Here is a 14708-nt window from a genome sequence, read left to right on the forward strand (position 1 = left end):
ACATTCGGCCCTCGATCAGAAAGCGGGCGCCAAGAGGTCTACGACACGCCTTGAATGGACATCGGTAAGGCAGGAAGCAGAAGGCAGGGAGGCCGCCATGCGCCGAGTGACCACACACAAACCCGCCGCCAAGACGGTCAGCCGTCGGGTGCGGGAGCGTCAGGAGGCGGAGGTCAGGCCGCAGGAGAGGCCCGAGGTCCGCAAGGACATCCAGCGGACGTGGTGGCCGGACGGGTGAGGAGCCGCGGATGAGACGCGATCAGCGCTCCTGGAGCCGCTTGCGGTAGTGGATCCGGTCGTACGGCCCGTCCACGCGCCGCTCGACGACCTCGTACCCGTACCGCGGGTAGATCTTCTGGTTCTCCCACATCAGGGCGTTGGTGTAGAGCCGGATCTCGGGGAGCCCGAGGTCACGCGCGTGGGCGTCCACGAAGGAGAGCAGTCGGCGGCCCACCCCCTGCCCCGCGGCATCGGGGTGGACCGCGATCGACTCCAGGAGGAGCCTGCCTTCGTAGGGGCGCGGGACGAGCACCAGGAGACCCACCACGGGGTCCCCGGTGACGTACACGAAACCCGCCGCCACATCGGCCGCGTGGTCGGCCTCCATCGGGCTGGGGACGCGCCCGATGCGTTCGATGTAGCGGTGGTACGCCGCGTCCGTGACCGCCCGCACGGCGGGCACGTCGTCGGCGGTGGCGAGGCGGATGTCCGTGGAACCCTCGATGGTGGTCATGCCTCTACGTCTACGTCACGGCGTCGCGCCCGCACCACCGCCTTCTTCAACAAGGGCCAGGCCACGATCAGGACGATGAGGCCATAGACCGTCGTGGAGAACGGCGTGAGGAGGCCGCTGACGTCGCCGTCGCTGATCTGCAGGGCGCGGCGCAGCTGTTGCTCGGCGTTCGGGCCGAGGATGACGCCGATGACCGCGGGCAGGATCGGCAGTCCGTAGCGCCGCATGCCGAAGCCGATCAGGCCGATGACCAGGAGGATGACGAGGTCGAGCGGTTCGCCGCCGACCGCGTAGGCGCCGACGGCCGCGAAGAAGAGGATGCCCGCGTAGAGGTAGGGCCGCGGGATGCGCAGGAGCTTCGCCCAGACCGGGGCGAGGGGCAGGTTGAGTGCCAGCAGGAGCACCATGCCGACGAACAGCGAGGCGATGAGGCCCCAGACGAGGTCCGGTTCGCGTTCGAAGAGGAGCGGCCCGGGCTGGATGCCGTACTGCTGGAAGGCGGCGAGCATCACGGCGGCGACGGCGGTCGTAGGCAGGCCGAGCGTGAGCATGGAGACGAGGGTGCCCGCGGCCGATGCGGAGGCCGCCGACTCCGGGCCCGCGACGCCCTCGATGGCGCCCTTGCCCCATTCGTCCTTGTGCTTGGAGAGGCGCTTCTCGGTCACGTACGAGAGGAAGGTGGGGATCTCCGCGCCGCCCGCGGGGATGGCGCCGAACGGGAAGCCGATGAGGGGGCCGCGCAGCCAGGACTTCCAGGTGCGCCGCACGTCCTTCTTCTGCAGCCAGGGGCGGCCCACGGGGATCGCCTGCCCGCTGCTGCGGCGCAGGTGGGCGGCGACCCACAGGGCCTCGCCGATGGCGAAGAGCCCCACCGCGACGATGACCACGTCGATGCCGTCGGCGAGTTGGAGCGAGCCGAAGGTGAGCCGCTGCTGGCCCGTCATCTGGTCCAGGCCTACCAGGCCGATGGTCAGGCCGATCAGGAGCGAGGCGAGGCCGCGGATGCGGGACGAGCCGAGCACGGAGGTGACCGCGATGAACGCGAGCACCATGATGGCGAAGTAGTCGGGCGCGCCGATGTCGACGGCGAGGTCGGCGACGGTCGGCGCGAGCGCCACCAGGAGCAGCGTGCCGATCATGCCGCCCGCGAAGTGGCCGATGGCGGCGGCCGCGAGGGCCTGGGCGCCCCGCCCGGCCTTGGCCATCGGGTGGCCTTCCATGGCCGCGACGACGGCGGCGCTCTCGCCGGGGGTGTTGAGCAGGATCGAGGTCGTCGAGCCGCCGAACATCGCGCCGTAGTAGATGCCCGCGAACATGATGAACGCGCCGGTCGGTTCGAGTCCGTACGTCACCGGGAGCAGCAGGGCCACCGCCATCGCGGGGCCGATGCCGGGCAGCACGCCGATCGCGGTGCCGAGCAGGACGCCGACGGCCGCCCAGAGGAGGTTGATCGGGGTGAGGGCGGTGCCGAAGCCGTCCATGAGGGAGGTGAAGGCGTCCATGTCACAGCACTCCCATCAGGGGGCCGCCCGGCAGGGGCACGCCGAGCAGGTTGTTGAAGACTTCGTACGTGACGACGGAGAGCCCGGCGGCGATGAGCGGGTCGCGGTCGAGGTGGCGGCTGCCGAGTGCGTAGGCGGAGCCCCAGAAGAGCAGGGCTCCGGCGATCGGGAAGCCGACCGGTTCGATGAGGACGGCCGTGGCGAGGAAGACGCCCGCCAGGAGCAGGACGGTGCGCCAGTCGGCGGGTTCGGCCAGGTCGATGTCCTCGCCGCCCTCGGCTTCGCCGCGGCCGCCGCGCAGCACGTCGACGGCGAGCAGCAGGGCGACGACGAGCAGCCCGATGCCGACGGCGATCGGCACGGTCTTCGGGCCGATGGGGCCGCGCTGGGCGATCTCGACGTCCATGGTGAGGGCGTCGGTGAGGACGAGGGCGCCGAGGGCCAGGAGCAGTACGCAGACGCCGAGTTCGGAGTGTTCGCGCAGCCAGGAGCGGCTCGGCTGCGGCTCGTGGGGGACGTCGGTGGTGGTCACAGTCCCAGCTCCTTCAGTACCGACACGACGCGCCTGTCCTGGGCGTCCAGGAAGTCGCCGAACTTCTCTCCGGTCAGGAAGGCGTCGTCCCAGCCGTTCGTCTTCAGGGACTTGCGCCACTCGGGCGAGTCGTGGAGCTTCCTGATCAGGCCGGTGAGCTTCTTGCGCTCGGCGTCGCTGAGTCCGGGCGGGGCGACGATGCCGCGCCAGTTGGTGAAGTCCACGTCGTAGCCGGACTCCTTGAGGGTGGGTCCGTCCAGGCCCTTCACCCGCTCGGGCCCGGTGACGGCGAGCAGCCGCAGCTCGCCCGACTTGATCTGGTCGAGGTACTCGCCGACGCCGGAGACGCCGAAGGAGACCTTGCTGCCGAGGATGGAGGCGAGCAGTTCGCCGCCGCCGTCGAAGGGGACGTAGTTGACCTTCTTCGGGTCGATGCCCGCGGCGCGCGCCATCAGCATCGGGGCGAGGTGGTCGGGTCCGCCGGGGGACGAGCCGCCGCCGACGGGCACCTTGCCCGGGTTCTTCTTCCAGGCGTCGACGAGCTGCCCGATGGTCTTGTACGGGGAGTTCTTGGCGACCACGACGACGTCCTGCTCCTCGGTGAGCCGGGCGATGGGTGTGGTGTCGGCGAGCGTCTTGGGCGAGTCGTTGGAGCGGGCCGCGCCGACGACGCCGAGGCCCATGGACATGGCCAGCTTGCCGTTGCCGTGCTCGCCGACGAGCCGGGTCAGGCCGACGGTGCCGCCCGCGCCCGGCAGGTTGAACACCTCGATGTTGTGGGTGAGTTCGGCGTCCTCGGCGTTCTTCGCCGCGGTGCGTGCGGTGATGTCGTAGCCGCCGCCGGGCGTGTTGGGGACCATGAAGCGCAGGCCGGGGATCTGTGTGCCGGTGTCGGCGCCGCTGCCCGTGGTGAGCAGCGGCGGCGCCACGAGCACGAGGAGGGCGGCCCCGAACAGGGCGAGGGGGGTGCGCAGGCGCACGTGTGCCACCACCTGTCGGTCACGTCGGAGTGGGCATGGGTGTGAGGTGGCCCACATGTTGCCCGGGCGTTAACAACCTGTCTCTCTTCCGGAACCAACGGACGTTGTGGTCCTTGTGGTCGCGCCCATAGCCTGCGGCGATGACAAGGGTGCTGGTCGTGGACGACGACTTCATGGTCGCCAAGCTGCACAGTCGGTACGTCGCCGCGGTGGAGGGTTTCACCGTGGTCGGGGCCGCCCACAGCGGCGCCGAGGCGATCGACGCGGCGCGACGGCTCCGCCCCGACCTCGTGCTCCTCGACGTGTACCTGCCCGACATGGACGGCATCGCGGTGCTGCGCGAGCTGCGGGCGGCCGAGGAGCGCGATCCGGCGCGCCGCCCGGTGGACGCCCTGTTCATCACGGCGGCGCGGGACGCGGAGGTGGTGCGGGCGGCGCTGCGGGCGGGCGCGCTGCACTACCTGATCAAACCGTTCAACCGGACGGCGCTGCACGAGCAGTTGCGGCACGTGGCGGCGCTGCGGGCCCGCCTCGACGGCCTCGACGAGGCACGCCAGGAGGACGTGGACCAGCTCTTCGGCACCCGCCCGCCGGGCTCCCGCGAGCTGCCGAAGGGCCTCGCCGCCCACACGGCGGACCTGGTGGAGCAGACCCTGCGCAACCACCCGTCCGGCCTCTCGGCATCGGAGTGCGCGGAGGCGGGCTCCCTGTCCCGCGTGAGCGCCCGCCGCTACCTGGAGTTCTTCGCGGACACGCGCCGCGCCGAGGTGACGCTTCGGTACGGGGGAACGGGGCGGCCGGAGCGGCGGTACCGGTGGGTGGGGTGATCCGCCCCGGCGCGCATTCGCCTGGCTCTCCCCCTGGTTGAGCCTGGCGATCCCTGGCGAATGGTGGCGCTGGGTCGAGCGGGCACCTGGCGCGCCGGTAGGTTCGAGAGGACCGGCGATGTCTCTCCCGGAACGCCCGCCCGGTCGGGGCGGGGCCCAACTCGGTTGGGTACGCAGAGAGACAGGAGCCGGACACGATGGACGGATCAAGGCGGAAGGGCAGGTGCCGCAGGCGCCCCCGGTACGAGTGGGTGCAATTAGCGGCGCTGTCCCTCACGGCTGTCACCGCCATCGCGGGGTGCGTCGAGCGCTTCATGTGACGCATGAGGTGTGAGCCGGACGGCTGGTCGGGCGAATGAGCGAGCCCGGCCGACGGATGCTCGGCCGGACTCACCCGCCCCGCGCACGGGCCTGGCTCCGGGCTGCATTCCCGGAGCCAGGCCCTTGTGCGTGCGCAAGGAGCATTCGGCGCCCCGGCCGCGGGCCTGCGCGGGCGCTCCTGAACGAGATAACCCCATGTCACGGCATGCATCAAGCCGCTACGACCACCCCGTTCGGCAATTTGCGGCTTTTGCCGGTGGCGAATGATCTTGCTAACCCTGGCGTCTGGGTGGCGCGAAAGGGAGAACTCCCAGGTGGCGAACTGCCGGGGGTAGCGAACCCTGGCGTATTGGCGCCCCGGTCGGGCCAATCGCCGGACGCGCGGGACATACGCGTGGTATGGCGTGGCACGGATCCCTTCGGGATCGCACGGATCCGCCCGTAGCTCGTGTAGCGGTCAAACAGGGGCGTCCGAGGACCCAGTCTGAGCCCCCGGTTAGCCCTCCCTTAAAGCGACCATAAGGATCACCATCCCCCGCCCCCAGCAGGGGATTTCGCGGATTTCAGGGGCTAGTTTTCTGGTCGCCGGGGCAGTGACGAACCGTCGGTGCCGCTGGTGATCGGGGGGCCGTGCCGCCCGTTCGCCACCGCCCCGTGTCCCCCCCCCTGAACCGCCGTTTGAGGAGAACCGCCATGTCTGCACGCCGCAAGGTCGCAAGCCTCGCCGCCGTCGGTGTCGCGCCGCTCGCCCTGACCGCCCTTTCGGTCACGCCCGCCGCCGCGCACGGCTCGATGACGGACCCGGTCAGCCGGGTCTCCGCCTGCTTCCAGGAGGGCCCGGAGTCGCCCAAGTCGGCCGCCTGCAAGGCAGCCGTCGCGGCCAGCGGCGCGCAGGCCTTCTACGACTGGAACGGCGTGAACATCGCCAACGCCGCCGGGAAGTCGAAGGAGATCATCCCCGACGGGAAGCTGTGCAGCGCCGGGAACGACAAGTACCAGGGCCTGGACCTGCCGCGCGCCGACTGGCCGTCCAGCAAGCTCGCCGCGGGCAACCACACGTTCCGCTACAAGGGCACCGCCCCGCACAAGGGCTCCTTCGAGCTGTTCGTCACCAAGGAGTCGTACAACCCGTCGAAGCCCCTGAAGTGGTCGGACCTGGAGGAGAAGCCCTTCGTCAAGGTCACCGACCCGAAGATGGAGAACGGCGACTACGTCTTCGACGGGAAGATCCCCGCCAGGGAGGGCCGCCACCTGATCTACTCGATCTGGCAGCGCTCGGACTCCCCCGAGGCCTTCTACACCTGCTCCGACGTCGTCTTCGGCAAGGACAGCGGCGGTTCGGGCGCCGCCGCCCCCGCTCCGGCCGCGTCCGCCCCCACCGACAAGGACATCGCGGCGGGCGCCGACAAGTCCTCCGTCGAGCACCACGGCCACGGGGACACCGACGCCAAGACGGGCGCCGAGGCCACCGGGGCCGCTCCGGCCGCGGACACGGCAGCCGGCGACAACCAGCCCGAGGTGAACGGCGGCGCCGAGAAGCCGGTGACCACGGCGAACGACAACCTCGCCGAGACCGGCGGCGACAGCAACACGCCGTACATCGCGATGGGCGGCGCCGCCGCTCTCGCCGTCGGCGCCGCGGCGATGTTCGCCACGGCCCGCCGCCGGGCCGCCGGACGCCACGGCCGCTGAGCCCCGGCCGAGTCAGCGGAAACGACGCCGGGCACGTGTCAGGACAGGCACGTGCTCGGCGTCGCGTGCTCCGGATCCAGCGCGTTCGCCACCTCGTGGTGGGCGACACGGTCCAGGGTGCCGATCGCGACGTGCTCCGACAGGTCGACGGGGCAGAGGTCCTGGACGGTGACGTTGTGGACGTTCGGACCGTTCAGGAACTGGCTGCGGTACGGGGTCACCACCTCGTCGTACTTGCTGGAGATGACGGTGTAGCGCACGCCGGGCACCGTGTCACCGCCCTCGTTGAGCTTGGTGAGGAAGGGCGATCCGGCGATCTGGTCGGCGAGGCCCGGGGTCTTCGTGGTCAGCAGGTCCTCGATGCCGGGGAAGTACGGCAGCAGCTTGGTGAGGCCGAGCAGGGTGGTGCCGTGGTTGTCGGGGGCGAGACCGATCAGGGCGTTCACCTTGGCGGCGCCGCCGAGGAACTTGAGGTACTGGCGCGGCATCATGCCGCCCTGCGAGTGCCCGACGAGGTCCGCCTTCTTCGCGCCTGTCGAGGCGAGCACCTTGTCGACGAAGACGTCGAGCTGCTCGGCGGACTTGTCGATGGGGCCGAGCCCGTTGAAGAACGGGACGCCCGGCAGCTGGCCGTAGTCCAGGGAGTAGACGCAGTAGCCGCGCTTGACCAGGTAGGGCGCGAGGACGAGCCAGTTGTCGACCGAGTTGCCGAACGTGCCGTGCACGAGGACGACCGGGCGGGGGTGCGCGGCGGACGGCTTGCAGTCGTAGTCGTTCCAGCCCCGCGACGTCGTCGCCGTCGAGGCCTGCGCCGTGTCGGCCGCGGCCGTCGCGGCGGGGGTGAGGGTGGCCGCGCCCGTGACGAGCAGGGCGGCGGCGAGCGCACGCAGCGCTCGTCTCCAGGGCAGCATCGTGTGATCTCCTTGCGGCTCAAGGGAGTTGCGATGGCGGAATGCAGTGCCGTGATCCGGATCACCAGATGTTGCGTGCACGACAAGCTACGCGCGAGTAGTGCAAGAGTGAAGTTACGCGTCGGTAAAAGTTCCAGCGATCACTGGCACGGTCGCTCCACGCCTGGTCACGCTATGCCGCATCACGCCACCCCGGGTCACGCCACGCCGCATCACGCACCCCGCGTCACGCCGCCAACGTCCCCGGCACGATCGCGCCCGGACCGAACTTCGCCCGCGCCCGGTCGGCGACCTCCTCGATGCGGCGGGTCTTCTCGTCCACCGGATCGAACGACAGCTGGTGGGTGGCGTGCTCGGCGGGGGCCAGGCCCTCGGCGCGCAGGGAGAGGGCGCGCACCCGGGCCCGCTGGAGGCCCAGCGCCTCGTACATGCGGTACGCGGTCTTGGCCAGCTCGGTGGAGTGGGCGGTCTGTTCGGGGAGGGCCTTGGAACGAGTGGTCGTGGACCTGTCGGCGTACCGCACCGTGAGGACCAGCGTGCGGCACACCTGGTCCTCGCCGCGCATCCTCGCGCCCAGCTCCTCGGCGCCGGAGAGCAGCGCGCGGCGGTGCCGGAAGGGGTCCAGCTCGTCGCGGGGGAAGGGGCGCTCGACGGAGAGCGAGCGGGCGGCGGCGTTCGGCACGACCCGGGCGCGGTCGACGCCCCGCGCCTTCTCGCTCAGCTCACGGCCCGCGCGGGCGCCGACGAGCCGCTGCAGGGTGGACAGGGGCGCGGCGCCGACCTTTCCGAGGGAGTCGAGGCCGTACTCGCAGAGGGTGCGGGCGGTGGCGCGGCCGATGCCTGGCAGCTCGCCGACCGGCCGTTCAGCGAGGAACTCCCGTACGCCGTCCGCCCCTTCGGGCACCGAGCGGGTCACGCCGGGGGCCGCGCCGCGCGCGGCCATCCGCGCCAGCATCGGCCCGGGCCCTGCGCCGACCGCGCACTCCACCCCGTACAGCGCGAGCGCCCGCACCCGGATCAGCGCGGCGAGGTCGACGGCGCTCCGGCCGAAGTACCGCCGCGCGCCGCGCACGTCGACGAGGGCGGCGTCGGGCGGGAGCGCCTCGACCTGCGGCGTGAACTCACCGAGCAGGTAGAGGAGTTGGGGCAGGGCAGCTTCGTACATCGGAGGCAGCAGGAAGCGGACGTAGAGGGTGGTGATTGCGTCGTTCATCCCGCGCTCCCAGGGCTCTGATGCCACAACTTCCTTGTCGCCGCGGTTCCTTCACCCGCTGGACGCAGGTCTGCCCAGGGGTGCATCTCGTAGCCGTTGGCCATGCGGATGCGACGACCACCGGCCGGGTCCTCCCCCTTCTCACCCTTCTCGTCCTTCTCCCCCTTCTCATCCTTCTCATCCTTCTCCTCCGGCTCCGCCAAGCGCAGCGCCACCGCGTCGAGGCCGCCCTCCGCGCGCACCTCCACCAGCTCCGCCAGGTTCCAGGCCGCCGCGCCCACCACGCTGAGGCTGCGCGGTCCGCGACGCTGCACCACGCCCCGTACGAGCAGCAGCCAGGAGTGGAAGACGGTGTGCGCGCACCGCTCATGGGCGTCGTCGAAGAAGGCCAGGTCCACCAGGCCCGTGCCGTCGTCAAGGGTGGTGAAGATGACGCGCTTCCCGGAGCGGATCGGCGGGGTCTGCGTGGCGGCCTTGGCGCCCGCGACCAGGACGGTCGCGCCGTGCTCGGCCTCGCGCAGACGCCGGGCGCTGAACACGCCCAACTCCGCCAGGAAGGCCCGGTGGTCGCCCATGAGGTGGCGCGAGGAGTCCATGCCGAGGACGCCCAGTTCGGCGCTGAGCCGCTCCGCGTCGTCCAGGTCGGGCAGACCCGCGGGCGCCGTCCGCCGCCCGCCCGCCAGCGGCAGTTGGGCGCCTGCCGCACCCCGCGCGCCGCGCCGCAGCTCGGCCAGGTGGAGCTGCAGGTCGCGGCGGTTGGCGCCGAACGCGTCGAGCGCGCCGACCTGCGCGAGCCGCTGCGCGACCGGCTTGGAGGGCCTGGCGCGCTCCCAGAAGTCGACGAGGGAGGCGTAGGGCTGCCCGTCGGCGATCCGGGCGGCCTCGGCCTCGCTGATGCCGTGCACGTCGGAGAGCGCGAGCCGCAGCCCCCACCGGTCCGGAGCTCCCTCGGAACCGGACACCAGTTCGATACGGTGAGCGACCGCGGACCGGTTCACGTCCAGGGGCAGGATCGGCACCCCCCGCCGCCGCGCGTCCGCGAGCAGCAGCCGCTTCGGGTACATCCCGGGGTCGTGCGTGAGCAACCCGGCGTAGAACGCGGCCGGGTGATGGGCCTTCAGCCACGCCGACTGGTACGTCGGCACGGCGAAAGCGACCGCGTGCGCCTTGCAGAAGCCGTACGAGCCGAAGGCCTCGACGATCCCCCAGGTGCGGCCGATGGTCTCCGCGTCGTACCCCCTGGCCGCCGCGTGCTGCGCGAACCAGAAGCGGATCCGGCCCTGCGACTCGGGGTCGGAGAGCCCGCGCCGCACCCGGTCCGCCTCGTCGCGCCCGCAGCCGGTCATGATGTCCACGATCCGGATGACCTGCTCGTGGAAGACGACGACGCCGTACGTCTCCTTCAGCGGTTCGGTGAGGTCGGGGTGCGGGTAGCGGACGGGCGCGCGGCCGTGCCTGGCCTCGATGAAGGGCCGCACCATGTCGGCGGCGACAGGACCCGGCCGGAACAGCGAGATGTCGACCACCAGGTCGTGGAAGGTCGCGGGCTGCAGCCGCCCGACCAGGTCCCGCTGGCCCGGCGACTCGATCTGGAAACACCCCAGCGTCTCGGCGGACTTGATGAGCCGGTACGTCGCCGGGTCGCCCGGCGGCACCTGGCGCGGGTCGTCGAGGTCCACGGCGGCGCCCGTGGCCCGCTCGACCTCCGTCACCGCGTGCGCCATCGCCGACTGCATCCGCACGCCGAGCACGTCCAGCTTGAGCAGGCCGAGGTCCTCGACGTCGTCCTTGTCGAACTGCGACATGGGCAGCCCCTCGCCGCTGGTCGGCACCACGGGGGTGCGGGCGAGCAGCGAGGCGTCGGAGAGCAGCACCCCGCACGGGTGCATGGCGACACCGCGCGGCAGCGCGTCCAGCGCCTCGACGAGGTCCCACAGACGGCCGCGGTCGCCCAACTCCTCCGCTATCTGCCGCAGTTCGGGCAGTTCCGCCATGGCGGAGCGGGCGTCACGGGCGCGGATGTGCGGGAAGGCCTTGGCGATCCGGTCGATGTCGGCCGGGTCCATGGACAGGGCGGCGCCCACGTCGCGCACGGCATGGCGGACCCGGTAGGTCTCGGGCATGGCGACCGTCGCGACCCGCTCGGTCCCGAAGCGGCCGATGATCGCGCGGTAGACCTCCAGACGGCGGGCCGACTCCACGTCGATGTCGATGTCCGGCAGGACGTGCCGCCGCTTGGACAGGAACCGCTCCATGAGCAGCCCGTGCTCGACGGGGTCGGCGTGCGCGATGCCGATGAGGTGGTTGACCAGGGACCCGGCGCCCGAGCCGCGCGCCGCGACCCGGATGCCCAGGTCGCGCACGTCGTCGACGACCTGGGCCACCGTCAGGAAGTAGGAGGCGTAGCCGTGGTGGTCGATGATGTCCAGCTCGTGGTGCATCCGTTCCCAGTACGCGCGCCGGGAGTCGTAGCCGCGCAGCACCATGCCCGCCGCGGCCCGCGAGGCGAGGACGCGCTGCGCGGTGCGGCGCCCCGCGCCGACGAGGTGCGGTTCGGGGAAGCGTACGGAGCCGATGCCGATGTCATCCTCGGGGTCGACGAGACATTCGGCGGCGGCCGCCCCGGTCTGTTCGACGAGGCGGTGGGCGGTGTCGCGGCGGAAGCCCGCGGCCTCGACGACGCGTTCGGCGACCCCCAGCATGTCGTCCGCGCCCTTCAGCCACCGCTCGCCGCTGTCGAGTTCCTTGGTCGGGTCGACGGGGACGAGGCGGCGGGCGGCGTCGAGGACGTCGGCGACGGGGCCCTGGCCGGGGTCCGCGTAGCGCACGGCGTTGCTCAGGACGGGGCGCACGCCCTGCTCGGCGGCGAAGCCGACGGTGCGCGCGGCCAGCCGCAGGGAGCCGGGGCCCGTGCCCTCGCGGCCGTGCCAGACGGACTCCAGGCGCAGCGCGTCGCCGTACCGCTCGCGCCAGGGGGCGAGGAGGCGGGCGGCCCGGTCGGGGCGGCCCGCGGCGAGCGCGCGTCCCACGTCGGATGCGGGGCCGAGCAGCACGGTCAGGCCCTCGCCATGGTTCTCCTGCCAGGGCAGGACGGGCCCGCCGCCGTCGGCACCGCCGGCGCGATGCGCGGCGGTGACCAGGCGGCAGAGCGTGGCCCAGCCGGTGGCGCCGTCCCTGGCGAGGAAGGTGACGCGCGGGGTCGACTCGTCGATGAAGGCACCGCCGCGCACGGGGGCCCGGCGCCGCTCGCCCCTGGCCGGGGCGGGCTCCCCCACCGCGAGCTCGGTCCCGAACAGCGGCCGCACGCCCGCCTTGGCGGCGGCCTTGGCGAACCGGACGGCGCCCGCGAGGGTGTCCCGGTCGGTGAGCGCGAGGGCGTCCATGCCCCGCTCGGCGGCGCGCTCGGCGAGCCGCTCCGGGTGCGAGGCGCCGTACCGCAGGGAGAATCCGGAGACGGTGTGCAGATGCGTGAACCCGAGCACACGCACCTCCTGAAACCCTGAACCGATCCGATCTCACATCCCCCGCCTCCACCATAGACCAGTTTCGAACTTACGTACGACACATACGTTCGATTCACTCGCAAGGGCTGTTCCAGCCACCCGGCACGTCGTCCGTTCGGCCCATCCCACCTGCGCAAACGCCCCGCACACCGGAGCGTGGAGGCATGAGGTTCGCCGACGAATTGAAGAGCGCCGTCACCCCGCGAGCAGCCCTGCTCGTCATCGGCGTACTCGCCCTGCAGCTGCTGTTCATCGCCTCCTACGTAGGGGCCCTGCACAACCCGAAACCGACAGACGTGCCCTTCGGGGTCGTCGCCCCCGGGGCCGCGGCCGAGCAGACCGCCGACCGGCTGAAGAAGCTCCCCGGCGACCCGCTCGACCCGCGCGTCCTCAAGGACGAGGCCGCGGCCCGCCACCAGATCATGAACCGCGACATCGACGGCGCCCTGCTCGTCGACCCGCGCGGCACGACCGACACCCTCCTGGTCGCCTCCGGCGGCGGCACCGCCCTCTCCAGGACCCTCACCACGCTCGCCACCGACGTCGACGCGGCCGAGAAACGCACGGTGAAGACCGTCGACGTGGCCCCCGCGTCGGGCCAGGACTTCAACGGGCTCTCGTCCTTCTACCTGGTCGTCGGCTGGTGTGTCGGCGGCTATCTGTGCGCGTCGATCCTCGCGATCAGCGCGGGCTCCCGGGCCTCCAACGTGCCGCGCGCGGTCATCAGGCTCGGCACCATGGCGCTCTACTCGATCGTCGGCGGGCTCGGCGGCGCGATCATCATCGGGCCGATCCTCGGCGCCTTGCCCGGCAGCGTCATGGGCCTGTGGGGTCTCGGCGCCCTGGTGATCTTCGGGGTCGGCGCGATCACGCTCGCCCTGCAGTCGCTCACCGGCATCGTGGGCATCGGCCTTGCCGTCCTGCTCATCGTCATCGCGGGCAACCCGAGCGCGGGCGGCGCCTTCCCGCTGCCGATGCTGCCGCCGTTCTGGGAGGCGATCGGGCCCTGGCTGCCGCCGGGCGCGGGCACCTGGGTGGCCCGCTCCATCGCGTACTTCGAGGGGAACTCGGTCACCCGGCCGCTGCTGGTCCTCTCCGCCTGGGCGGTCCTCGGCGTCGTCGTCACCCTCGCCCTGTCCGCCCGGCGCAGGACGGCGCACAACGGCTCGATCGACCTCAGCGGCACCAGCTACGGCCAGGGCGGCAGCCACCTCGCATGACGTGCGCGCACCCCGTCGCGAGGAGCATTGTCAGACCCGGGTGCGAGGCTGAGACGCATGATCCGCACACTCGCCGTCGAGAACTACCGCTCCCTGCGCAAACTGATCGTCCCGCTGGACCGGCTGAACGTGATCACGGGGGCGAACGGCACAGGCAAGTCCAGCCTGTACCGCTCCCTGCGGCTGCTCGCCGACTCCGCCACGGGCGGCGCGGTCGCGGCCCTGGCCCGTGAGGGCGGCCTGCCGTCCGCGCTCTGGGCGGGCGAGCGGAAGGCCGAGCCCACGGGGTTGAAGCTCGGCTTCGCGGGCGACGAGTTCGGGTACGCGGTGGACTTCGGCCTCCCCCAGTCCAGCGGTTCGGGCCCGCACGGCGCGCCGTCCCTCTTCCAGCTCGACCCCGAGATCAAGCGCGAGTCCACCTGGGCGGGCCCCGTCCTGCGGCCCGCGGCGCTGCTCTGCGACCGCGCGGGCCCCGCGGTGCGCACCCGCACGGCCGACGGCGGCTGGCACCGCGCCCAGGGCATCCGTCCGTACGACAGCATGCTGAGCGAGTTCGCCGACCCGCAGCTGGCACCCGACCTGCTGCGGCTGCGCGAGCTGATCCGCTCCTGGCGGTTCTACGACCACGTGCGCACCGACGCCGACGCGCCCGCACGCGCCGCCCGGATCGGCACCCGCACCCCGGTCCTCGCCCACGACGGCGCGGACCTGGCCGCCGCCCTGCAGACCATCCGCGAGATCGGCGACGACACGGCACTGGACGACGCGGTGGACGACGCCTTCCCCGGCAGCCGGGTCCGCGTCGTCGACAACGGCGGCCGGTTCGAGCTCCAGCTGCACCAGCACGGGCTGCTGCGCCCGCTGGGCCCCGCCGAGCTGTCCGACGGCACGCTGCGCTATCTGCTGTGGACCGCCGCGCTGCTCACCCCGCGGCCGCCCGCGCTGCTCGTCCTGAACGAGCCGGAGACGAGCCTGCACCCGGACCTCCTGCGCCCGCTGGCCGACCTGATCGTGACGGCGACGAAGGACACGCAAGTCGTCCTGGTGACCCATGCCCGCCCTCTCGCCGAGGCGGTGGCCAAGGGGGCGGCCCGCCACCGGGTCGACGTCAACTCCATAGAACTGACAAAGGAGTCGGGCCGAACAACGGTGGCGGGCCGAGAGAGCTTCCTGGACGAGCCCCTGTGGTACTGGCCCAAACGATGAGGCGCCCCCTTAAGGGGCGCTTCATCAGGGGCGCGGGGAACTGCGCGACAAGCCACAGCGAACCCGCA

At 72.1% G+C, this 14708-nt stretch carries 12 protein-coding genes; 5 read left to right on the top strand and 7 right to left on the bottom strand.

Going from position 1 to position 14708, the window contains the following annotated elements:
* The first annotated feature begins 97 nt into the window (after positions 1-97).
* The gene (locus AC068B_RS35265) at positions 98-238 is read left to right on the top strand and encodes a hypothetical protein (protein ID WP_356257942.1); all 141 of its coding nucleotides are present in this window, start codon (positions 98-100) and stop codon (positions 236-238) included.
* A gap of 21 nt (positions 239-259) precedes the next feature.
* Here AC068B_RS35265 and AC068B_RS35270 read toward each other — a convergent pair whose 3' ends face one another.
* From AC068B_RS35270 to AC068B_RS35285, 4 genes are read right to left on the bottom strand one after another with little or no spacing between them, the layout of a single operon-like run.
* Complete coding sequence (locus AC068B_RS35270; protein ID WP_478675587.1) at positions 260-733, bottom strand: GNAT family N-acetyltransferase; 474 nt, start codon at positions 731-733, stop codon at positions 260-262.
* Positions 730-2235, bottom strand: coding sequence for a tripartite tricarboxylate transporter permease (locus AC068B_RS35275; RefSeq protein ID WP_478675588.1), 1506 nt, complete (start codon positions 2233-2235; stop codon positions 730-732). Before AC068B_RS35275 ends, AC068B_RS35270 begins: the two co-directional genes overlap by 4 nt.
* A gap of 1 nt (position 2236) precedes the next feature.
* On the bottom strand, positions 2237-2767 hold the full coding sequence (locus tag AC068B_RS35280; RefSeq protein WP_478675589.1) for a tripartite tricarboxylate transporter TctB family protein: 531 nt from the start codon (positions 2765-2767) through the stop codon (positions 2237-2239).
* Entirely contained in the window at positions 2764-3747 is a 984-nt protein-coding gene (locus tag AC068B_RS35285) for a Bug family tripartite tricarboxylate transporter substrate binding protein (protein ID WP_478675655.1), read from the bottom strand. Before AC068B_RS35285 ends, AC068B_RS35280 begins: the two co-directional genes overlap by 4 nt.
* A gap of 140 nt (positions 3748-3887) precedes the next feature.
* Here AC068B_RS35285 and AC068B_RS35290 point away from each other — a divergent pair, with 140 nt between their 5' ends.
* On the top strand, positions 3888-4574 hold the full coding sequence (locus AC068B_RS35290; protein WP_356257927.1) for a response regulator: 687 nt from the start codon (positions 3888-3890) through the stop codon (positions 4572-4574).
* 1014 nt (positions 4575-5588) lie between these two features.
* Positions 5589-6587: a lytic polysaccharide monooxygenase gene (locus AC068B_RS35295; RefSeq protein ID WP_478675590.1), complete on the top strand. Its 999-nt coding sequence runs from the start codon at positions 5589-5591 to the stop codon at positions 6585-6587.
* 38 nt (positions 6588-6625) lie between these two features.
* On the opposite strand, the gene AC068B_RS35300 is transcribed toward AC068B_RS35295, so the two are convergent.
* From AC068B_RS35300 to AC068B_RS35310, 3 genes are all read right to left on the bottom strand, one after another.
* Positions 6626-7498 (bottom strand): esterase/lipase family protein, encoded by an 873-nt coding sequence (locus AC068B_RS35300; RefSeq protein WP_478675591.1) that lies wholly within the window; start codon positions 7496-7498, stop codon positions 6626-6628.
* 226 nt (positions 7499-7724) lie between these two features.
* A complete protein-coding gene (locus AC068B_RS35305) occupies positions 7725-8699 on the bottom strand; it encodes a DNA polymerase Y family protein (protein WP_478675656.1) in 975 nt (324 codons plus the stop codon).
* An 8-nt stretch (positions 8700-8707) separates the two neighbouring features.
* Complete coding sequence (locus AC068B_RS35310) at positions 8708-12193, bottom strand: DNA polymerase III subunit alpha (protein WP_478675592.1); 3486 nt, start codon at positions 12191-12193, stop codon at positions 8708-8710.
* Positions 12194-12378: 185 nt separating this feature from the next.
* Between AC068B_RS35310 and AC068B_RS35315 the strand changes: the two genes are divergently transcribed.
* On the top strand, positions 12379-13434 hold the full coding sequence (locus AC068B_RS35315) for a DUF3533 domain-containing protein (protein ID WP_478675593.1): 1056 nt from the start codon (positions 12379-12381) through the stop codon (positions 13432-13434).
* A 57-nt stretch (positions 13435-13491) separates the two neighbouring features.
* Positions 13492-14640 (top strand): AAA family ATPase, encoded by a 1149-nt coding sequence (locus AC068B_RS35320; RefSeq protein ID WP_478675594.1) that lies wholly within the window; start codon positions 13492-13494, stop codon positions 14638-14640.
* Positions 14641-14708 lie beyond the last annotated feature (68 nt).

This window comes from Streptomyces sp. NPDC042371, assembly GCF_056437465.1.